This is a genomic window from Proteus sp. TJ1640, assembly GCF_003144445.1.
GTDB classification, from domain to species: domain Bacteria; phylum Pseudomonadota; class Gammaproteobacteria; order Enterobacterales; family Enterobacteriaceae; genus Proteus; species Proteus penneri.
In genome coordinates, this window is the sequence record NZ_PENY01000016.1 from 14,650 (window position 1) to 35,320 (window position 20,671).

Here is a 20,671-nt window from a genome sequence, read left to right on the forward strand (position 1 = left end):
ATTCACTATTTACATGCAATGATGGATCAAAAACTCAAACAGCTAACACTCAATATTAGCCAGATAGCTGCATTATCAGGGATACATCGACAAACAGTTTCATCACGCCTTAAAAATCTCACACCTGTTAATACCAATAACTCAAACCTCAAACTTTATGCCCTTAGCGATATTTTAGCCGAAACAATGAAAGCTCCTGCATCGATTGATAGTCAAGACATGCAACCTCAAGATCGCAAAGCATGGTATCAATCAGAACGAGAACGATTGAAATTCGAGCAAGAAATAGGTGAGTTATTACCTGCATCCGATGTTGCTCGTGAATATGCTGCTTTAGCGAAAGCAATGATACAGGTGTTGGAAACACTACCGGATATATTAGAGCGCGATTGTGCATTAACGCCTTCAGCGGTTTTTCAAATACAAACAGTGATTGATGACCTACGTGATCAAATAGCGATAAAAGTGCTAGCAGACGATGAGCTTAAGGAGGATTAAAAGGAGGGGAAATGGTTAAACCAATATCTGCCTCTTTGTTACGTAAGAATGTGGCTCAACTCATTAAAGCACCGAGGCGAATGCCGGTTGCGGATGCTGTGGCAAAATATATGCGCGTACCTATGGGAGCGGGTAACTCTGTTCCTTGGGACCCAGCAGTATCTCCTTACATTGTTGAACCCATGAATTGTTTATCGTCACGGCTCTATGATGCAGTGATATTCGTGGGGCCTGCGAGAACAGGAAAGACAGTTGGGTTAATTGATGGGTGGGTAATTTACAATATTGTGTGCGACCCTTCTGATATGTTGCTGGTGCAAATGACGCAAGATAAAGCACAAGAACACAGTAAAAAACGGCTTTCTCGCACCTTTCGTTGTAGTCCTGAAGTCAGCAAACAACTCAGTCCTCGTCGTAACGATAATAACGTGTTTGATAAATACTTTTTATCGGGCAGTTTTTTAAAAATGGGGTGGCCATCCATTAATGTGATGTCCTCATCGGACTTTAAATGTGTTGCTCTTACCGATTATGACCGTTTTCCCGAAGATATCGACGGTGAAGGGGATGGTTTTTCTTTAGCATCAAAACGGACAACCACTTTTATGTCAGCGGGTATGACGTTGGTGGAAAGCTCTCCGGGGCGTGATATCACCGATACTAAATGGAGTCGTTTGTCTCCTCACGAAGCTCCGCCCACAACCGGCATTTTATCGCTTTATAATCGGGGTGATCGCCGTCGCTGGTACTGGCAATGTCCTCACTGCCACGAATATTTTCAGCCTATTTATGATGCGGTAAAGGGGTATCGTAACAATCCAGATCCCGTAGAAGCGAGTGAATCTGCGTATGTGGAATGTCAGCACTGTTTAGGTCGCATCGAGCCCCATCAAAAAAGAGAACTCAATAATAAAGGAGTATGGTTGATTGAAGGGCAGTCCATTGATAAGCAAGGGAAGATCTCAGGCACTGGGCGTCGTTCGCGTATTGCCTCTTTTTGGATGGAAGGACCTGCTGCTGCTTATCAAACGTTGTCTCAGTTAGTTTATAAATTACTGACTGCAGAACAAGAATACGAATTAACCGGCAGTGAAGAAACCCTAAAAGCGGTCACCAATACAGACTGGGGCTTGCCTTATTTACCGCGCACAGCACAAGAACAACGCCGTAGTGATGAACTGATTAATCGTGTTGAAAGTTGGGATGAGTCAGTTGTGCCAGATGGCGTGCGGTTCTTGGTTGCCACGGTTGACGTGCAAGGTGGTAAAAAACGTCGCTTTGTGGTGCAAGCGGTCGGTTACGGTGAAAAAGGTGAACGTTGGGTGATTGACCGATTTGAGATCACACAATCTCTACGCTATGACAATAACGGTGAGTGCCGTCGAATTGATCCGGGCTCTTACCCTGAGGATTGGCAAGTATTAATCACAGATGTATTAGAGAAAACCTATCCATTGCAACATTATCCTCACCATGAAATGGAAATCATGATGTTGGGCGTAGACTCTGGTGGTGAAGAGGGTGTTACTGATAATGCCTATAAATTTTGGCGTCGCTGTCGAAAAGAGGGATTACACCGTAAAGTCTATCTCTTTAAGGGCGACGGGCATAAACGCAGTAAGTTAATTACTAAATCATTCCCTGATAACACCAGTCGTTCTGAAAGGCGCGCCCAAGCCAAAGGGGATGTGCCTCTTTATTTACTGCAAACAGACCAACTTAAAGATCGGATCAGTTCTGCGTTATCGCGCGATACTGTCGGGCCTAATTATATTCATTTCCCTGATTGGCTGGATGAATCGTTCTATGACGAGTTGACGTATGAAGAGCGTGATGAAAAAGGGCATTGGGAAAAACCGGGTCGAGGCGCTAATGAGGCATTTGACTTGATGGTTTACGCCCATGCCTTGGTGATATTAAAGGGGTACGAAGGGATCAATTGGGAAAAACCGCCTAAATGGGCAAGGTTGCCTGATGTAACGCTTTCCTCATCTCCGTCAATTGCCGATATCGCCACAGAGCCTGAAATAAAACCCTCACCCGAAATCCAAAAACAGGAAATGCCTGCCGTATCAGCATGGGCACCGGTATCAAACAGCGGAGGCTGGATATGACGAAAGAAGAAATTGAACACATGATTGAGCAATACCGTTTAGCGGAAGAGGCGGTATTAAAAGGCAAATCCATCACCTTTAATGGACAAGCCATGACAATGGAAAATCTCAACGAGATCATTAAGGGGCGGGAGCGTTGGGAAACCCGTTTATCGGCGTTGATATCACGAAAACGAGGTAATCCAATGTATAAATTAGCGAGGTTTAGATGACATTATTAGACAACGCCATTGGTTATTTTGCCCCAAGCTGGCAAGCCTCGCGTCTCCGCTCTCGATTACAAATTAAAGCCTATGAAGCCGTTTTACCCACTCGTACTCATCCCGCTAAACGTGAAAATCGTAATGGTAACCAACTGACTCAATTTGGTGGCACATCATTACGGGAGCAAGCGCGATGGCTAGATAACAATCATGATATCTCTATCGGCATTCTCGACAAGATGGAAGAGCGCATTGTCGGGGCAAAGGGCATTATTGTTGAGCCTCAGCCCTTAGATGGCGCAGGGCAAATCCATGAAGAGTTAGCCTCGCAAATTCGTCAAGCCTGGGCGGAATGGTCCGTGTTACCTGAAGTGACAGGGCAATTTAGTCGCCCTGTATTAGAACGTTTATTGGTCAGAACGTGGCTACGTGATGGTGAAGTCTTTGCTCAACTGGTCAAAGGTAAAGCCAAGGGGTTAGATCCTCAAGCCAATATCTATTTTTGGCTCGAAGCCTTAGAGCCTGACTTTGTGCCGATCCACATGAATATGCCAGAAAGTAAGATTATCCAAGGCATTAAGTTCAATGAGTGGGGGCGACCCACAGGGTATCAGGTATATAAAAACCTCCCCCAATTCAGTGCCAATTTAGGGGATATCAAAACCATTGATGCCGAAAATATGTTGCACCTGAAATTCACTCGTCGGCTTCATCAATCGCGGGGTATCAGTTTATTTTCAGGGATCTTGATGCGCTTAAGTGCGTTAAAAGATTACGAAGATGCGGAGTTAACCTCCGCACGTATCGCTGCTTCATTGGGCATGTACATCAAGAAAGGGGATGCCGGCTCTTTCCCAGAGGGTGAATACGACGAAGATGAGCAACGTAACATCGATATTCAACCGGGCATGATTTACGACGGATTAAAACCGGGTGAAGAAGTGGGCATGATCAAATCAGACCGACCCAATCCTAATCTACAAACTTTTCGCAATGGGCAATTACGTGCAGTTTCTGCAGGCAGTCGGGGCAGTTATTCCAGTATCGCCCGTGACTATAACGGTACATATAGCGCTCAACGACAAGAGCTGGTGGAGTCATTTGAAGGTTATAACATTTTCCAAGATACCTTTGTGGCAGGTATTAGCCGTCCGATATATCGCAATTGGTTAAAAATGGCGATAGCCAGTGGTGTGGTCGCCGTGCCTCCTGATGTTGATACTAAATCCCTGTTTAATGCGGTTTACAGTGGCCCTGTGATGCCGTGGATTGATCCGAAAAAAGAGTCTGAGGCATGGAAAACCTTATTACGCGGTGGTGCGTCAACAGAAAGTGACTGGATACGCGCCAAAGGGGGCAACCCTGCGGATGTGAAACGTCGTCGTAAAACCGAAATTGACGAAAATAAACGATTAGGACTGGTATTTGATACTGATCCTGCTAATGACAAAGGGGCACAAGATGCTAAACAACAAAAACTTGATGACGATGCCTAAAATGTCGGGGCCAGTAATTCAAAAAAGCTGGTTTCGCATGCAGGCTAAAGAAGACCAAACCGCCGATATCTATATTTATGATGAAATTGGTGGGTGGGGAATTAGCGCAAGACGCTTTACAGAAGATTTACTCTCGCTGGGTAATCTCAGCCATATCAATCTGCATATTCACTCGCCGGGTGGTGAGGTGTTTGATGGTATCGCCATTTATAACCAACTTAAAAACCATTCTGCAACAATCACGGTTTATATCGATGGTTTGGCCGCCTCAATGGCGTCGGTCATTGCCATGGTCGGTGACACGGTCATTATGCCGAAAAATGCCATGATGATGATCCACAAACCGTGGGGTGTTTCATGGGGGGATGCGAATGATATGCGCGAATATGCTGACTTGCTCGACAAGTTAGAAAACGTATTAATCCCTGCTTATGTGGCGAAAACAGGAAAAACAACAGAAGAAATTACCGCCATGTTAGAGCAGGAAACATGGCTGGATGGTGACGAGTGTGTTGAACACGGTTTCGCCGATAAAGTGATTGAGCCAGTAAAAGCAATGGCAAGTCTTACATCTAAACGAATTGAGGAATTTTCATCTATGCCAAGTGCAATTAAAAATCAAATTACCCCTAAAAATACCACGAGTCCTACACAACCTCATCCAACTCCAGTGCCAGCACCGGAGCCACAACCTAGCGCCACCTATGCTGACGAACAAGCGCGATTAAATGGGATTAAAGATTTATTTGCCATGTTCGGTGGTCGTCACAATGATTTGATGATTACTTGTTTAGCGGATGCGAGCTGTTCTATTGAGAAAGCGCGTGAGCAATTACTTAACACGGTTGCACAACAACAAAATCCTGAACCATCAAATAAAGGTAATGCACATATTTACGCTGGAAACGGCAATATCGTGGGTGACAGTGTGCGTGCCTCTGTGATGGCACGCGCGGGTTATCAGGATTATGAAAAAGATAACGCCTATAACAGCATGACACTGCGTGAATTAGCGCGCGCATCACTGACAGAGCGTGGCATCGGTGTGGCCACGTATAATCCGATGCAAATGATTGGTATGGCGTTTACGCATAGCACCTCTGATTTCGGTAATATCCTGCTGGATGTCGCGAATAAAGCGATTTTGCTCGGCTGGGAAGAAAACGACGAAACCTTTGAAAAATGGACGAAAAAAGGGCAACTCAGTGACTTTAAAACCGCACATCGTGTGGGATTAGGGGCATTCCCTTCCTTACGTCAAGTGCGTGAAGGTGCCGAGTATAAATACGTTACGCTCGATGATAAAGGCGAAACCATCGCGCTGGCGACCTACGGTGAGTTATTTAGTATTACTCGTCAAGCCATTATCAATGATGATATGAACATGCTGACGGATGTGCCAATGAAGTTCGGTCGTGCAGCTAAAGCGACAGTCGGCGATTTGGTATATGCGGTGCTTATCGACAATGAAAAAATGAGCGATAAAAAAGCGCTATTTAGTGCCGATCATAAAAACATGATCACCGGTGGGATGGATGTAGAAACCATCAGTGCGGGTCGAACAGCTATGCGTCAACAAAAAGAAGGAGAGCGTAAACTCAATATTCGCCCTGCCTTTATGTTGGTACCGACCACACTGGAAACACAGGCTATCCAGGTGGTTAAATCAGGCAGTGTGAAAGGCGCAGATGTTAATGCCAATATTATTAACCCAGTGCGTGATTTAGCGGAAATTATTGCTGAACCTCGTTTAGATGATGCGAGCGAGAAAGATTGGTATATGGCCTCACGTCAAGGTAGCGACACCATTGAGGTGGCGTACTTAAATGGGATTGATGTGCCGTATATTGATCAGCTTGAAGGCTTTACTTCCGATGGTGTCACCACAAAAGTGCGTATTGATGCGGGTGTAGCGCCAGTTGATTATCGTGGTCTGCTGAAAGTAACTGGTAAGTAAGACGTCTTTTTTCTTCGTTTTATTCTGATGCCCTGATGGGCTTTTTTTATATCTAAAATCCGGTGTTTCGGCATCGAAAAGAGTTTTTATGGCTAAAAATTATGTACAAGCAGGAAACACCATCGCCATACATAACACCACTCAACATAGGATCAAAAGTGGTCAGCTAGTTTTTGTGGGGAAAGTTGCCACGGTTGCATTGACCGATATTGCAATAAAAAGTGTGGGGGATGGGATCACGGAAGGTGTCTTTTTACTTAACAAAAAAGCGGGGATCACGCTAAAAGCAGGCACAGTCGCATTGGTCAAAAATAATGAAGTTGTGGAGGCAGAAGGCATGCCTGCAGGAATGGTATGGCAGGATGTTGAAGCTTCAGATAGCACTATTGCCGTGAAATTAAATGTTGGTATGCCTAAACACGAATAGAAGGAAAAAATGAGTGTATTTGAATATTTGCGTTATCAAATGGATAGTCTTACTGCAAAACGTATTGGAAAAAGTATCAGAATAAATGGGATCGTTTATCAAGCCATTGATGCTTATTTTATGGCTGAATTAGGCCCAATTCAGGGCGATAGCGTGAGCTATATCGTGTTTTCCCAAGATTATCGACCTCAACGTGGTGATGAGGTTGAAGTGGATAATCACATTTATAAAGTGACTCGCTATCAACAATTTAATGGAAAACCGCATATATGGGTAACATAAGGAACAAATATGAAAGGACTCGATCAGGCAATAAAAAACCTGAACAGCATCAATGATCAAATGGTTCCTAAAGCGACGGCACAAGCGATTAACCGTGTTGCAACACGGGTGATCAGCCATAGTGTAAAGCGAGTGGCGAAAAAAACAGGCGTACCACAGCGATTAATTCGACAACGTGTCAAACTCAATAAAGCTAAAAGTAATTACACAAAACCTCGTGCAAGGCTGGTGATAAATCGAGGTAACTTACCTGCGATTGCATTAGGTAAAGCTCGACTTCAACTGACTCGAAAACAACGTTATCAAAAAAATCAGGGGAGCGTTCTTAAAGTAGGGAAATTTACTTTTCCTAATGCCTTTATTCAGCAACTTAATAACGGGCGCTGGCATGTTCTTCAACGTGTTACAAAGGATCAATATCCCATTGATGTTGTAAAAATCCCACTTGTTACACCTCTGACCCAAGCTTTTCAAGAAGAGACTCAACGATTAATGCATTCAGAAATGTCGAAAGAAATGGGGTATGCATTGAAGCAACAATTGAGACTCTATATTAACGAGAGGACGAGATGAGTAAACATGCTCAAATACGACAGAAAGTGAAAGACTCGATAATACCTTATGTAACGGGGGCGACATTTTTTGATGGACGCCCCTTTTTTATTGATACACAAGAATTACCCGCCATTGCAATTTATTTAACAGATGCGATTTCGATTAGCGATACACTTGATGCAGATAGTTGGCAAGCGATTATCCATATCACTCTTTTTCTCGAAGCGAAAAACCCAGATACCGAATTAGATCAATGGATAGAAACACTAATTTATCCTGCTTTGAATACGCTACCTTCGCTCACCTCTTTAATTGATGTTATGACACCTCATGGTTATGACTATCAGCGCGATGACGATGTTGGCTTATGGTGTTCTGCTGATCTTACCTACCACATACAGTATGTATTGTAAGGCGATTATGATGACAACCTCACTAGCACCGATTAAAGGTACAGGTACTACATTATGGCTTTATCTCGGTGAAAATAACCCATTGGAAGCCCCTTTTTCAGATACAGATTGGATAAAAATAGCCAAAGTGAAAGAACTTCAACCTGGAGAAATGACAGCCGAAAGCCAAGACGACACTTATCTTGATGATGAAAATGCGGATTGGAAAATAACCACTCAAGGTGAAAAATCAGCCGGTGAAGCGAGTATTACACTGGCATGGTTACCTAATGAATCAGGGCAAAAAGAGATCATTCGTTGGTTTGATAAAGGAAGTGTTCGTTACTATCGCATTCGTTTTCCTAATGGTGCTGTCGATATTTACCAAGGCTGGGTAAGCGCATTAGGTAAAACCGTCACCGCGAAAGAAATGATCACTCGTACAATTAAAATTACCAACAACGGCCGCCCTACATTAGCTGAAATTTTACCTAACCCGCCTGTAATAATAAAAACAGTGACTCAACTCACTGAAGAAGAGGAATAAATTATGTTTTTAAAACAAAAAACACTCAATTATGGTGAAAACAATATTGTGATACATGAATTATCAGCATTACAGCGTGTTGAGTATTTCGATTTTCTTGTTGAACAATCAGAACATAAAGCGCCAGAGAAAAACAATGATGACATTAAACGCACCGCTTTTTATTTACGTTTATCTGTAGAAGCGAATGCTTGGTTAGTATCTTGCTCATTACAACAAGGATCCCAAGAGGTAAATGATGTTTACAAAGAGGTTATTAATACATGGCCTCCTAGCATGTTAGAAAGTGTGGCAAAAGAAGTATTATTACTGAGTGATATGTTACCTAATAACCCATCATCAAAATCTTCTTCTCCAGAAGAAAATGGAGAACCCACATCTTATGAGTCATTGGAAAAGTAAGAACCCGTGAACATCAATTTATTTTACGTTTAGCTCATGAATTTAGACGATTAGATTGGCATAAAATGCTGAGTGAAATGTCGTCTAGTGAACTTGCGGATTGGGGGCGTTATTTCGGTGAAGTACCGTTTACGCTCCCTTTTTATGATTGGGCGTTTGCGGGATTAAACTGCACCATAATGATGGCATTAACAGGGAAGGAAAATTGTTCATTAACTGACTTCACCTTATTGAATCAGGAAAATACTGACGAAATGAAAGCAGAAACAATGATGACTATTAGCGAAGGAATGGCAGGTGGAATAAGGTATGAGCCAACAAATAGCCGATCTCACGATTAATTTAAGTGCGGATACCGCAGAGTTTGGTCAACAAATGGGGCGTGTTGAACGTCAACTGCAAGAAACCGCAGAAAAAGCCGAAGCCAGTCAACGACGTATGGCTCAACTGGTTGAACAACAAGCGCAAACTGCTCGCAGTTCAGTAGAGAGTACTGCGCAGTCTCTTCAAGAACTTAACAATCAACAAGAAATCTCTCAACAACAACGGGCTGATTATTATCAGCGAATTGCTCAAGAAGAGGCACGTTCAGCTATTGAATCACGCAAACAAGCCGATGCTTTTTTAGAGCAAGCTCAAAGTGTTGTGCAAACGAGAGATGCACTCAAACAACTCACTGAGGTTTTAAATAAATCAACAAAGGCTTATGACAAGCTCAAAATTACAGGTGAGCAGTTTGCCGAAATTCAGAATGTCACTAAATCAAGAATAAAGGCGATACAAGATCAACAAGATGCGAATACTGAAAAATACTACAAACAAATCGAAGCCGTTAAAGGATTATCAGGTAGTGCATCAGCGTTAAGAGCCATTCAGGCTCAGTTAAACCAAGAAGTGAAGAAAGGCACTATCCATCAACGCGATTATCAGGTGCTTATTTCTGCTATTACTTCAGAGTCAATGAAGTTACGCAGAGAAGAAGAGTCTCTAACACAACAAAAAACACGGTTTATTCAGCGACTAAAAGAACAGGTTGCCACTCAAAATTTAAGTCGTGAACAGATGTTGCGTTATCAAGCCTCTCAACTAGGTGTCAGTTCTTCAGCCGAGATCTATATTCGTCGATTATATGAATCGAACAAAGAAACTAAAGAGTTTGATAAAAACAGCAAGTCATTATCTGGTCGTCTTCAAAGTATTGCCAACTCCTTTAATATGGGCTCACTGGTTCGTGGTGGTATTTGGGGGGGGATCACCGCAGGGTTAACGGGCGTTGCAAAATTAGCTTATGATGCAGAAAGAGAGTTTTCTCAATTTAATAAGCAGTTGATCTTAACAGGTAACTACGCCAATAAATCTGCCAGCCAATTAAATGAAATGGCGCGAACCCTTGCAGGTGGCGGTATTACGCGTGGTGAAATGGCAACATCCATTTCGAGTGTGGTCGGTACAGGCGTATTTTCAAATAATGAAATTTCTCGTGTTTCAAAAGCGGCCGCACAGATGAATTACATCACTGGGCAGGCGATTGATACCACGATTGATCAGTTTAAACGCTTGCAAGATGAACCACTTCAAATGTCGCTTGAATTAGAAAAAGCGAATCATCATCTCACAGCATCCCAATTAGAGCAAATCAGAACACTCGAATTGCAAGGTAATAAAACCGAAGCAGCACGATTGGCAATTGATGCTTATGCCCAAGCTATCAATGATGGTGCTAATGATATTGTTGAAAATCTTGGGTATTTAGAATCGGCATGGCTAGGGATAAAAAATACAGCGAAAAAAGGCTGGGATGCCATGCTCAATATTGGGCGTACAGAAACATTAAATGATCAAATTAGAGAGCAAGAGTCATTATTAAAGAGCCTCAGTAATATCGTGATCACTCCGCAATATCGTCTTGATGAAATCAAAGTAAAAATCGCTACTTTAAAAGAGCAAGTAAGCGATATTGATCTTAAAAATGCACAAAAACAAGCAGAAGTGGTGGCAAATCAATTAGAAGTGAACCAAATCAGGTTACAAGAAAAATGGCGAAGTTTTTATAGTTGGGAAACACAACGGCTAAAAAAATTAGCTGAATTAGAAAAAGAGAAACATGCCTTAACCAAAGAGCAGTACGAAGAAGCTAAAGCGATGATCAATTACCGATTAAGAGATCGTCAAATACCAAGAAGAGGACGAGAAAATGGAAATCGCGTCTCTGCTGGGAAGCGCGAAGAAGAGAATGCCTCACGTGACTTACTCGCATTACAAGCCCAACTTGATGTACTCAGAAAACATCACAATACATATCAACAAATTAGCCAACAACGTAAAGACTTACAAAAACAACAAGCGCAATTTACCCTCTTAGAACAAGCCTCTCAGTCTCGGCAATTAACGGTAACTGAAAAATCGTTATTAGCTCACAAAGATAATATCCTCACACAAAAAGAAAAATTAGCATTAATTGGTGATGAAATCGTATTACAGCAACGCTTAAACAAGATGCAAGCGCAAGCTGAAAAATATCTCACTCAACAAATTAAAAAACGTCAAGCAATAGAGGCAAATGCAGGACTTTCTCGTCAAGAAATTCAACGAAATAATCAGCGAGAACAATTATTAATAGACAATAAAGATAATCCTCAATTATCTATGATGGTTGCAGAGCAACAAAAAACATTTGAAGCGGAAGACAATCAACGAAACAACTGGTTAGCAGGGGCAAAAAGTGCGTGGGCTGATTATTGTGAAACGGCATTAGATGTTAACACGCAAGTTAAAAATGCCACATCAATGGCATTAGACGGATTTAGTAGCCAGTTAACAGATGTATTAGTAGAAAGAGAAGCTGATTTTAAAGCATTCACTAAATCGATATTTAAAATGATCACGAATATCTTAGTTAAAATGGCTTTAATAAAAGGCCTAGAAGCCTTTGGCTTTGGTGGTTTTAGTGCGCCAGTCGCTAATGCGAAAGGGGGTGTTTATTCCTCATCAAGTCTTAGTCGTTATAGTGGACACATCGTCAATCGCCCTACATTATTTGCCTTCGCTAAAGGCGCAGGAGTGATGGGGGAAGCTGGGCCTGAAGGTATTTTTCCTCTTCGCCGAGGGATTGATGGCAAATTAGGTGTTGTTGCTAAAATACCGAATCAAGGTGCAGGATTCACTCAAATCAATAATGTCACTATTCAAAATGAAAGTAGTCAGGGACAAATTAGCCCTCATGTGCTGAAAAAAATCTATGAGATAAGCAAGCGGGGAGCTCAAGATTATATTTTAAGTCAGCGCCGTGACGGTGGTGGAATGTAGGAGGTATATGGACGTTTTTAAATGGAAAGTGAAACCTGATATGACCAAAGTATCTGAACCCAGAGTAAAATCGGTAAAACTGGGAGAGGGTTATGAACAACGACGGCCTGATGGGCTAAATTCTAATACAGTCAAATATCATGTCACATTTCTATCGACTCACGCTGGTTCACAAGAAATCGATCGTTTTTTAGCAAAACATCAAGGTGTTAAAGCCTTTCTCTGGCAACCTCCATACCAATCTGACTATATCAAAGTGATTTGTCGTAAATGGTCAGAGCAAATCAAACTAATGCGCAGTGAAATTGAAGCTGAATTTGAACAAGTGGTAAATTAATAAAATTAATTATTACTGTGTAATCAATCTGAAAATAAAGAATAGAAGAGGAAAATGATTTTTTTGTCTCTGATACATGTATAGAGTATGCTTACATTTTTCTTTTATAGCGAGATTAGTGTGGGAGAATTAATAATGTCGAAATTCACTTTAGAGGGTAATGAAGATTTACCTGCTGTGTTTGGTGGCTATTTAGTGATTTTAAAAGACAATAAAGAGCTTGCGGTTGTGAGTGTACCTTCATTCAATTTACTTGCTGATAGATATAGAGATAGTGTCATTGAAAATGATGATTCATTTGAAGATGATGAGGGTAACGAATATATGATAAATATTTATTCTTCAAATACAGGTATCGATTGGAATTTAGAAATTGGATCACAGAATGAGGAGATATTAAACCATATAAAAGTGGAGTATCAACCCAATGACTACTAATAATCCATTTTATAATATATTTCGATCAGGGATTGAAAATATAAGAAATCAAAGCAAAGATCCTTTCCATAATAAATTATATTATTCTAATGTGATCAGCTTAATGGAACAGTATTTATCAGGCTTATTTATCAATGAGATTACAAAAAATAGAAAATATCTGATTAAATTATCTTCTCATGGGAAATTTAATGCCGACAACCTGCCGTTAGTTAAAGCAATAAATCTATCAAGGAATGATATTGATAATATTCTTATTGATAAGATGAAAAATTTAGTTTGGCATCGCTTAAATGATATAGAAGGATACTTTAAACATGTTTTTAATATCAAGTTTAACATCAGTAGAGAACTACTTTCTTTATTAGAAACGAGACATGATCTTATTCATAGGAATGGGTTTAATATGGATGGTCAAGAAACACAAATCACAGAAGATAAACTGGTAAATTGTATTAGGGTTGTTGAAGATTTTATAAATGATATTGATAAAAAGTATAATTCCTTTCTTAACTCTCATCAATAAATAATTATTGCATTTAAATACTCACTTTTTTATTAATTTAAGCTAGTAATAAAATAATTATCTACGATATATTTTATAAAATAATCGGAGGCATTTATGGATAGAATTACATTTTGGGCTATGATGGGAACTTCATATAAATCAAAGCCAAAACCCAATGACAGCTGTGAAGAAAAAATAAACCGCAAGATATTCTTGTGGCAAGAAAATTCAATATATTACAATCAGTAGATAGACGAAGAATAAAATCTCATTATTAATATAAGCTAAACTAGTGTATTCTATAGTTACTATGATTTCTTTTATTCTGGAGAATTTATGCGAATTTTCGGTGCCATATTAATAGCCTTTGGATTATTGGCTATTATCTATGCATTAAATATGAGTGTAACAGTAAGAGTTTCATCAGGTTATGGTGAAGTAAATAATATGGGATTAATTGCAAGTAAAAATAATACCCTGATGTTAGGATGCTTTATCACATTAATGGGGTTTATTTCATATTGCACGGCTATTATAAAAGAAACTATCGAAAAGAGTGTTCTAGGTGGTTTTATTCATAACAATAATAAAGTTGAGATAATAAAAAGTAAAAAATCTGAGGGTACTGAAGATAAAGAAGAATATAAAACACCTGAAAAGGTTGATATAAAATCTTTATTAATACCTAAAAAAGATGGTTTTATGATTGATGATGAGTCAATTGCAAAACTTGCACTAAGTATTATTCAGCATAATCCTGATGTGAAAAAGGAAAATTTATTTCTACATTGCGAGGAGTTAATAAATAATATTGAATCCTCTTTACCTTCTGAAGTACGAATAACATTTATGCGACGTATAAAGTATTGGTTAGAAAATTAAAAAAATATTGTGATACTGACCCGCTTCGGCGGGTTTTTTATTGGAGCTAATATGCAACATATTCCTCCTGAAATGCGAATTAGTGTTACCGAACTCTCCTCCACTGATGCTTTGCTTGAACTTTACGAATTTGATTTAACCAAAATAGGCGGTATTCGGTACCGCTTTTTTGATGGACTCAATCAGCGTAAAGAACCGTTAATCTGGCAAGGAAATACCTATGAACCTTACCCCGTGAAAGGTGAGGGATTTACCTTCAATGGCAAAGGCCCCTCAGGGCGACCCACTATTACATTGTCTAATTTATTCGGGCTCATTACTGGTATTGCCAGTCAGCTAGATAGTGCAATTGGTGGGCTGGTGGTACGTCGCATTGTCAGCACCCAATTTTTAGATGCGGTAAATTTTCCTCAAGGCAATCCTAACGCTGACCCTTCACAAGAGATTGTGACACGTTGGATCATCGAACAGATGACCAGTTTAAATTCAGTAACTGCTACCTTTATGTTGGCGACACCCAGTGAAACCGACGGATTGATGCTTCCTGGTCGCGTGATTTTGTCGGATATCTGCCCTTGGGGATATCGCTCAGAAGAGTGTGGATATAAAGGGCCTCCTGTTGCCGATGAATGGGGAAAACCGACCACGGATCCATTAAAAGATAAATGCGGTAAGCGTCTGAGTGACTGTAAGTTACGAAAAAACGAATCCCGCATAGGGGCATTTGTTTCCACGTCCCGCATTGGTAACAGTTAATTCCCTCCTAAGGTGTTTCTTATGATTGAACAAGCAATTTTGGCGCATGCAAAAGAGCAAGCGCCCTTAGAGGCGTGTGGTTTATTGATAAGTACCGCGCAGGGTGAACAGTATTTACCTTGCGTTAATCAGCATGCTGATCCGAAAAACCATTTCACAATTTCTTTTGATGATTTTATTCGCGCCGAACAGCAGGGTGAGGTGATTGCGGTTGTACACAGTCACCCCGATGGTCAGCCTTATCTCAGTCCCTTAGACCGACAACTGCAGGTGAACAGCGCGTTGCCGTGGTGGGTGGCCTGTAATGAAAAAATTCACAGCTATCAGCCAGTGCCTCATCTGTTAGGTCGCCAATTTATTCATGGCTCAATCGATTGTTATGGGTTGTTTCGTGATGCTTATCATTTAGCTGGGCATGAATTGCCTGATTTTGAGCGACATGATAATTGGTGGCGACAAGGTAAAGAGTTGTACCTCGACAATATGGCGAACAGTGGTTTTCGGCAGGTCAAAAAAGAGGCGCAACCCGGCGATATTATTTTGTGTTGCTATGCCAGCTCTCGCGCTAATCACGCAGGGATCTATTTAGGCAATCAAACAATTTTGCACCACATTCCTAATCAACTTAGCAAACGCGAGGAGTATAACGAACGATGGCAACGAATGACGCACTCAATCTGGCGTTACCGAGATTGGCAACCTTCCGACTTTACGGGAATTTGCAACGATTTGGACGTCGCTTTGATTTAAATGTGAATACTGCTTCTGAAGGGCTTCACGCGCTTTTTATTCAAATTCCAGCCTTACGTTTAGCGATTCGTGATGGTTGGTATCAAGTCCGCATTGCGGGTACTGATATTTCCCCGCAAGAAGTTCACCAAAAATTCAATGAAGCCTTACCTGATAATGCGGTCGTCCATATTGTGCCGAAATTATCAGGGGCTAAAAACGTCGGCGTTTTTCAGTTTGTTGCGGGTGCCGCCTTATTTTCACTGGGATGGTGGGGGCCTGCGTGGATCTCCGCAACCGTTGCCACATCTTTGATGGCGGGTGGTGCGGCCATGATGATTGGTGGTGTCGCTCAAATGCTGATCCCCGCGCCTAAGCCACCTAATTTATCTCGTAGTGATGAAGAAAAAGGCAATACCTATTTTAGTAATCTTGATAACGCGGTTGCTCAAGGGATGCCGGTGCCCATTGCGTATGGCGAAATTATGTGTGGCTCACGTGTCATTTCACAATCTGTTGAAATTATGGATGACAGTGACGGTGAAGATATTGATGCAGGCAAACACGGTGGATAAGAGGAGTTCGTATCATGGGTAAAGGTGGTGGCGGTCAAAAAACACCGTATGAGGCACCAAACGATTTAACATCACGCCAAAAAGCCTCATTAATTGATTTAATCAGTGAGGGACCGATTGAAGGTCCTATTCATATTCAAGGCTCGATGGATGATTTAGGGTGTATTTATTTGGATGATACACCTGTGATAGACGGCTCTGGCAATAGCACCATTAATGGAATGTATGCACAATGGCGGGCAGGGACATTAGAACAACCAGCAATGAGTGGCTTTACTGCGTCTGCGAATGAAGTGCCGGTGGGTATCGAAGTTAAATATAATTCCCCCGTCACTCGTACTATTACCTCACCCAATATTGACCGTTTACGTCTAACCTTTGGTACACAAGCTCTGGTTGAAACCAAAGATAATGGTGATCGCGTACCGACTTCTGTTCAATTACAAATCCAAATTCAGCGCAATGGGGCATGGATAACAGAGAAAAACGTCACGATTAATGGCAAACGCTCTAACTCACCTTACTTAATGGCCGTTGTGTTGGATAATTTACCCCCCGTGCCATTCAGTGTGCGCATGATCCGTATCACTCAAGACAGCACGTCTGACAAAATTCAAAATAATACCATTTGGTCAAGTTATTCTGAATTAGTCGATATTTCACAAACCTATCCGGGGTCTGCTGTTGCAGGATTAATGTTTGATAGTGAACAGTTTGGCAATAAATTTCCACGCCGTAATTATTTAATTAAAGGTCGTATTATTCAGGTACCGAGTAATTATGATCCAGATAAACGGATTTACTCGGGAATTTGGGATGGCACCTTTAAGCCCGCATTTACTAACAACCCCGCATGGATATTATGGGATTTATTAACCCATCCGCGTTATGGCATGGGGAAACGTCTTAATATTAGTGAAGTCGATAAATTCGCCCTGTATGCAATCGGTCGTTATTGTGATGAACAGGTTGATGATGGGTTCGGTGGAAAAGAACCCCGTATGACGTGTAATGCTTACATTACGGATATGCGCAAAGCCTATGATGTCATGGGTGATATGTGTGCCATGATGCGCATTATGCCTGTCTGGAATGGGCGAACATTAACCTTTATTCAAGATAGACCGTCTGATGTGGTGTGGCCCTATACCAACGCCAATGTGATTGAGGGTAACTTTCAGTATAGTTTTAGTGCATTAAAATCGCGTCATACTGCTGTCGAGGTTCGTTTTATTGATCCCGATAATGGCTGGAAAACCAGTGTTGAGCTGGTTGAAGATGATGCCAGTATTGCCCGTTTTGGGCGTAATGTGATGCGCGTCGATGCCTTTGGTTGCACTAGCAGAGGGCAGGCTCATCGTCACGGTCTGTGGTTATTAACCACGGAAAAATTAGAGACACAGACAGTTGAGTTTACTGTCGGCAGTGAAGGCTTGCGTCATATTCCGGGTGATATTATTGAAATTGCTGATAATTATTATGCCGATAATCAAATCGGTGGACGCATAACACACATTGATTATACCTCTCAAACATTAACCTTAGATCGTAATATCGACACACCCAAAAGCGGTAAATCAAGCGTTACGCTCATCAATGCACAAGGTGATCCACAATCTTATGAAGTGTTGAGCTATCCCGCATCTAACCAAATAAAGCTGGATACCTTACCGTTAGGGTTACGCGAGGGCGGAATTTGGACGTTGACGCTCCCGTCTTTACGTCGTCGATTATTTCGTGCTATCAGTTTGGCAGATAATGGTGATGGTAGTTTTACGGTTATCGCAGTGCAACACACACCCGAAAAAGAGGCGATTGTTGATAAAGGCGCTAAATTTGAGCCAAAGCCCGATACGCCACTGGGTGGATTTATTCCACCGGTTGAAAACCTTTCTGTGGATATCGAATCGGATGCGAGTGCGTGGCAAGTGGAGGCGAGTTGGAACACGCCTTATTCCAGTCGAGGAGTCGATTTTTTATTAAAACTCACCACCGGTTATCGCATTGTCGGTACCGCTTCAACCACGGATACGATGTATCGTTTTGGTGGTTTGCCTCAAGGAAATTACGTTTTATCCGTTGTACCTCAAAATGATCGGAAACAAAAAGGCGAGGTGACCACAACCTCATTTGCGATTAATCCACCCCTACCACCGAGTTATATTGAAGTGGAGTCAGGTTATTTTAGCTTGGGTATTATTCCGCGTTCTGGTGGTCAAAATAGCTTACGAGCACAGTATGAGTTTTGGTTTTCAGAAAAGCAGATCACAGATATTTGCGAAGTGGAAAGTCGTGCCGAATATTTAGGTGTCAGTACGATGTGGGTTATTCAAGGGCGCAACCTAAAGGCAGGGCATACCTATTATATTTATGTTCGCAGTATAAACGCTGTAGGGCGTTCAGAATTTGTGGAAGGAATAGGGCAACCAGAAAGCTACACCAGAGAGATATTAGATAACTTAGATAAAGAATTACAAGAAACCCAAGCATGGAAAACACTGAGTGAAACTGTCGATTGGAATGAAACCACCGTTAAAAGACTGCGTTACAATGAATACCGCTTATCTCGAAAGTTTGAAAAATACAGTGAACAGATTGAAACAGATATTAAAGATATCCGAACTCAAATAGAAAATACGGAAGCGGATATTATTACCCAAAAAGAAGCCATTTCCTCAATAACACAAGCACAATCAACTTATCAACAACAGGTTCAAGCCAAGTTTAATCAGCAGTCAGGTATTGTTAATCAAAAGATGAATGCGCAATTTACGCAATCAGGCGGATATGCGAGGCATTCAATGAACATTACCATTATCCAAGATAATATTAAATATAATGCTGGTGGCCTTGTGGTGAGCGCTGAAATTAAAAATAAAAAGATCACCTCCTATATTGGATTTAATGCCAATAACTTTGCCTTTTATAATCCTAAAAATAATCGAATGGAACTGTTTATGTCAGCAAAAAATGGACAGTTTTTTATTCGAGATGCATTAATTGATAAAGCCATGATCAGAAAATTAGTCTTATCAGAAGCCATTACTTCCGATAATTATTATCCCGACGAGTCAGGTTTTATTATTGACGTGAAAAATAATAAATTAGAATTTTATGGCGGTAATGGTGGTACATCCCTCACAGAACAAAATTTATATGTCAAAGATGAGTTTGGAAATAACGTTGTTATTATTGGTGATATCAGCAATGAAGAGTAAATATGGCGTACTGGTTAGGTCTACATTATATGATATGGATTTATTAAATACCTCAGACAGAGTAGGAAGAATAGTCGGGTATCATGATATCACACCCATCCCACTACATACTCAAAAAGAGTATATTTTCGATTATCAAGATTTAAATAAATATGGCAAGGTTTTTGCTTGGTTTGGTTCGGCATTTTTGATGGGATTGGCAGGTGATATTAAATTAGAGATAAATAATGGAGTGATTAAACTTGAATTAAAAAATATGTATACCAATGGAGTTGATGGTGAATATGAAGATATTATAAAACTCTACTATGGTGTTTATTAATGAAAAGTAAATATGGAATAATCATCCGCGGTGAAAATAGGCAAGTTCAGATCGATAGCCATAACCAAGTGATGTGCTGTCTTGATAAAAGAACCATAAGGATGGCTGGTGGGATAACATCAAATAATGAAGGATATAGCCAAGAGTTTAAAATACCTCCTCATCCCAATACAAAATTATTAGCAATATCACCTAAACATGCATTTATTCGGATCACCTCAAGAATTATAAATAACGAGATGAAAGCGGTTTATATATCACAACCTTGCTATGATTCACAGGGCGTTGTTGATATTTATGAGTTTGGTGATCAGCCAAACAATATTTTTAATGAAAAATATGGATTGGTTGTAAAAAACAGCAAAACAAAAAAGACCGTTTATAATTCAAATTGGGGAATATTGAAAATAGTTGATTATTTTATTGTTTCACAAAAAGAAAGTATGGATTATCCGTTACCGAATATAAAGGATTTAGCCTTTGTTTTTGGTGGAGGTATGGCCGGAATTTGTGAAGATGGTTTTGAAGGTGCTTTGATGGAAACTTTTATTCGAAGAGAAGGAAATGTGCTCCAAATTCGATATAAAGAAAGCATTAAATGGGCAACAAATGTTGCAGGAGAAGAAATATCGAGATTTCCCGCAACCTGCTTGGTGGTTGATGTGGGGAATATAAATAGGGTTTTGTAGTTTGTTTTAAATTATTTATTTTAATCTGATCTAACATC

Annotated in this window: 22 protein-coding genes and 1 pseudogene; all 23 read left to right on the top strand. The window is 40.7% G+C overall.

The genetic code is table 11. The annotated features are described in order from the left end of the window. Positions 1-21: 21 nt before the first annotated feature. Entirely contained in the window at positions 22-498 is a 477-nt protein-coding gene (locus DK861_RS05785) for a DUF1441 family protein (protein WP_109399526.1), read from the top strand. An 11-nt stretch (positions 499-509) separates the two neighbouring features. After that, positions 510-2,612, top strand: coding sequence for a phage terminase large subunit family protein (locus DK861_RS05790; protein WP_109399527.1), 2,103 nt, complete (start codon positions 510-512; stop codon positions 2,610-2,612). Beyond that, positions 2,609-2,824 (top strand): hypothetical protein, encoded by a 216-nt coding sequence (locus DK861_RS05795; RefSeq protein ID WP_109399528.1) that lies wholly within the window; start codon positions 2,609-2,611, stop codon positions 2,822-2,824. The genes DK861_RS05790 and DK861_RS05795 overlap by 4 nt, the downstream gene beginning before the upstream one ends. Continuing rightward, on the top strand, positions 2,821-4,311 hold the full coding sequence (locus DK861_RS05800; protein ID WP_109399529.1) for a phage portal protein: 1,491 nt from the start codon (positions 2,821-2,823) through the stop codon (positions 4,309-4,311). The genes DK861_RS05795 and DK861_RS05800 overlap by 4 nt, the downstream gene beginning before the upstream one ends. Then, a complete protein-coding gene (locus DK861_RS05805) occupies positions 4,277-6,268 on the top strand; it encodes a ClpP-like prohead protease/major capsid protein fusion protein (protein ID WP_109399530.1) in 1,992 nt (663 codons plus the stop codon). The genes DK861_RS05800 and DK861_RS05805 overlap by 35 nt, the downstream gene beginning before the upstream one ends. An 88-nt stretch (positions 6,269-6,356) precedes the next feature. Then, complete coding sequence (locus DK861_RS05810) at positions 6,357-6,695, top strand: capsid cement protein (protein WP_109399531.1); 339 nt, start codon at positions 6,357-6,359, stop codon at positions 6,693-6,695. A 9-nt stretch (positions 6,696-6,704) separates the two neighbouring features. Beyond that, complete coding sequence (locus DK861_RS05815) at positions 6,705-6,977, top strand: ATP-binding protein (protein ID WP_109399532.1); 273 nt, start codon at positions 6,705-6,707, stop codon at positions 6,975-6,977. 9 nt (positions 6,978-6,986) lie between these two features. Further along, positions 6,987-7,550: a phage tail protein gene (locus DK861_RS05820; RefSeq protein ID WP_109399533.1), complete on the top strand. Its 564-nt coding sequence runs from the start codon at positions 6,987-6,989 to the stop codon at positions 7,548-7,550. Continuing rightward, on the top strand, positions 7,547-7,945 hold the full coding sequence (gene gpU / locus DK861_RS05825; protein ID WP_109399534.1) for a phage tail terminator protein: 399 nt from the start codon (positions 7,547-7,549) through the stop codon (positions 7,943-7,945). Before DK861_RS05820 ends, gpU begins: the two co-directional genes overlap by 4 nt. A 10-nt stretch (positions 7,946-7,955) precedes the next feature. Beyond that, a pseudogene (locus tag DK861_RS05830) lies at positions 7,956-8,408 on the top strand (phage tail tube protein); the annotation flags it as partial. A gap of 66 nt (positions 8,409-8,474) precedes the next feature. Beyond that, a complete protein-coding gene (locus DK861_RS05835) occupies positions 8,475-8,873 on the top strand; it encodes a phage minor tail protein G (protein WP_109399536.1) in 399 nt (132 codons plus the stop codon). Between the two features lie 65 nt (positions 8,874-8,938). After that, complete coding sequence (locus DK861_RS05840; RefSeq protein WP_239452137.1) at positions 8,939-9,214, top strand: phage tail assembly protein T; 276 nt, start codon at positions 8,939-8,941, stop codon at positions 9,212-9,214. Continuing rightward, complete coding sequence (locus DK861_RS05845) at positions 9,183-12,179, top strand: phage tail tape measure protein (protein WP_109399538.1); 2,997 nt, start codon at positions 9,183-9,185, stop codon at positions 12,177-12,179. The genes DK861_RS05840 and DK861_RS05845 overlap by 32 nt, the downstream gene beginning before the upstream one ends. A 7-nt stretch (positions 12,180-12,186) precedes the next feature. Next, positions 12,187-12,516: a phage tail protein gene (locus tag DK861_RS05850; protein ID WP_109399539.1), complete on the top strand. Its 330-nt coding sequence runs from the start codon at positions 12,187-12,189 to the stop codon at positions 12,514-12,516. Positions 12,517-12,651: 135 nt separating this feature from the next. Then, complete coding sequence (locus tag DK861_RS05855; protein ID WP_099659624.1) at positions 12,652-12,954, top strand: hypothetical protein; 303 nt, start codon at positions 12,652-12,654, stop codon at positions 12,952-12,954. After that, positions 12,944-13,480, top strand: coding sequence for a hypothetical protein (locus DK861_RS05860; protein ID WP_109399540.1), 537 nt, complete (start codon positions 12,944-12,946; stop codon positions 13,478-13,480). The genes DK861_RS05855 and DK861_RS05860 overlap by 11 nt, the downstream gene beginning before the upstream one ends. Before the next feature lie 318 nt (positions 13,481-13,798). After that, on the top strand, positions 13,799-14,344 hold the full coding sequence (locus tag DK861_RS05865; protein ID WP_109399541.1) for a hypothetical protein: 546 nt from the start codon (positions 13,799-13,801) through the stop codon (positions 14,342-14,344). Positions 14,345-14,395: 51 nt separating this feature from the next. Then, positions 14,396-15,100 (top strand): phage minor tail protein L, encoded by a 705-nt coding sequence (locus DK861_RS05870; RefSeq protein WP_072069159.1) that lies wholly within the window; start codon positions 14,396-14,398, stop codon positions 15,098-15,100. 21 nt (positions 15,101-15,121) lie between these two features. Then, a complete protein-coding gene (locus DK861_RS05875; protein ID WP_109399542.1) occupies positions 15,122-15,850 on the top strand; it encodes a Mov34/MPN/PAD-1 family protein in 729 nt (242 codons plus the stop codon). Then, positions 15,754-16,404 carry a tail assembly protein gene (locus tag DK861_RS05880; protein WP_193524908.1) on the top strand — a complete coding sequence of 217 codons (651 nt, stop codon included), beginning with the start codon at positions 15,754-15,756 and terminating at the stop codon, positions 16,402-16,404. Before DK861_RS05875 ends, DK861_RS05880 begins: the two co-directional genes overlap by 97 nt. A gap of 14 nt (positions 16,405-16,418) precedes the next feature. After that, positions 16,419-19,622, top strand: a complete 3,204-nt coding sequence (locus DK861_RS05885; protein WP_109399544.1) for a host specificity protein J — start codon at positions 16,419-16,421, stop codon at positions 19,620-19,622. Further along, positions 19,612-19,944, top strand: a complete 333-nt coding sequence (locus DK861_RS05890; RefSeq protein ID WP_109399545.1) for a hypothetical protein — start codon at positions 19,612-19,614, stop codon at positions 19,942-19,944. The genes DK861_RS05885 and DK861_RS05890 overlap by 11 nt, the downstream gene beginning before the upstream one ends. Further along, positions 19,944-20,633 (top strand): hypothetical protein, encoded by a 690-nt coding sequence (locus tag DK861_RS05895; RefSeq protein WP_109399546.1) that lies wholly within the window; start codon positions 19,944-19,946, stop codon positions 20,631-20,633. Before DK861_RS05890 ends, DK861_RS05895 begins: the two co-directional genes overlap by 1 nt. The last annotated feature ends 38 nt before the right edge of the window (positions 20,634-20,671 follow it).

Coding starts and splice junctions, on each gene's coding strand:
- DK861_RS05840 (WP_239452137.1), top strand. CDS start 8,939: ATGCTGAGTGAAATGTCGTCTAGTGAACTTGCGGATTGGGGGCGTTAT.
- DK861_RS05850 (WP_109399539.1), top strand. CDS start 12,187: ATGGACGTTTTTAAATGGAAAGTGAAACCTGATATGACCAAAGTATCT.
- DK861_RS05870 (WP_072069159.1), top strand. CDS start 14,396: ATGCAACATATTCCTCCTGAAATGCGAATTAGTGTTACCGAACTCTCC.
- DK861_RS05800 (WP_109399529.1), top strand. CDS start 2,821: ATGACATTATTAGACAACGCCATTGGTTATTTTGCCCCAAGCTGGCAA.
- DK861_RS05845 (WP_109399538.1), top strand. CDS start 9,183: ATGAGCCAACAAATAGCCGATCTCACGATTAATTTAAGTGCGGATACC.
- DK861_RS05885 (WP_109399544.1), top strand. CDS start 16,419: ATGGGTAAAGGTGGTGGCGGTCAAAAAACACCGTATGAGGCACCAAAC.
- DK861_RS05860 (WP_109399540.1), top strand. CDS start 12,944: ATGACTACTAATAATCCATTTTATAATATATTTCGATCAGGGATTGAA.
- DK861_RS05785 (WP_109399526.1), top strand. CDS start 22: ATGGATCAAAAACTCAAACAGCTAACACTCAATATTAGCCAGATAGCT.
- DK861_RS05855 (WP_099659624.1), top strand. CDS start 12,652: ATGTCGAAATTCACTTTAGAGGGTAATGAAGATTTACCTGCTGTGTTT.
- DK861_RS05835 (WP_109399536.1), top strand. CDS start 8,475: ATGTTTTTAAAACAAAAAACACTCAATTATGGTGAAAACAATATTGTG.
- DK861_RS05810 (WP_109399531.1), top strand. CDS start 6,357: ATGGCTAAAAATTATGTACAAGCAGGAAACACCATCGCCATACATAAC.
- DK861_RS05805 (WP_109399530.1), top strand. CDS start 4,277: ATGCTAAACAACAAAAACTTGATGACGATGCCTAAAATGTCGGGGCCA.
- DK861_RS05790 (WP_109399527.1), top strand. CDS start 510: ATGGTTAAACCAATATCTGCCTCTTTGTTACGTAAGAATGTGGCTCAA.
- DK861_RS05865 (WP_109399541.1), top strand. CDS start 13,799: ATGCGAATTTTCGGTGCCATATTAATAGCCTTTGGATTATTGGCTATT.
- DK861_RS05895 (WP_109399546.1), top strand. CDS start 19,944: ATGAAAAGTAAATATGGAATAATCATCCGCGGTGAAAATAGGCAAGTT.
- DK861_RS05890 (WP_109399545.1), top strand. CDS start 19,612: ATGAAGAGTAAATATGGCGTACTGGTTAGGTCTACATTATATGATATG.
- DK861_RS05795 (WP_109399528.1), top strand. CDS start 2,609: ATGACGAAAGAAGAAATTGAACACATGATTGAGCAATACCGTTTAGCG.
- DK861_RS05820 (WP_109399533.1), top strand. CDS start 6,987: ATGAAAGGACTCGATCAGGCAATAAAAAACCTGAACAGCATCAATGAT.
- DK861_RS05880 (WP_193524908.1), top strand. CDS start 15,754: ATGGCAACGAATGACGCACTCAATCTGGCGTTACCGAGATTGGCAACC.
- gpU (WP_109399534.1), top strand. CDS start 7,547: ATGAGTAAACATGCTCAAATACGACAGAAAGTGAAAGACTCGATAATA.
- DK861_RS05815 (WP_109399532.1), top strand. CDS start 6,705: ATGAGTGTATTTGAATATTTGCGTTATCAAATGGATAGTCTTACTGCA.
- DK861_RS05875 (WP_109399542.1), top strand. CDS start 15,122: ATGATTGAACAAGCAATTTTGGCGCATGCAAAAGAGCAAGCGCCCTTA.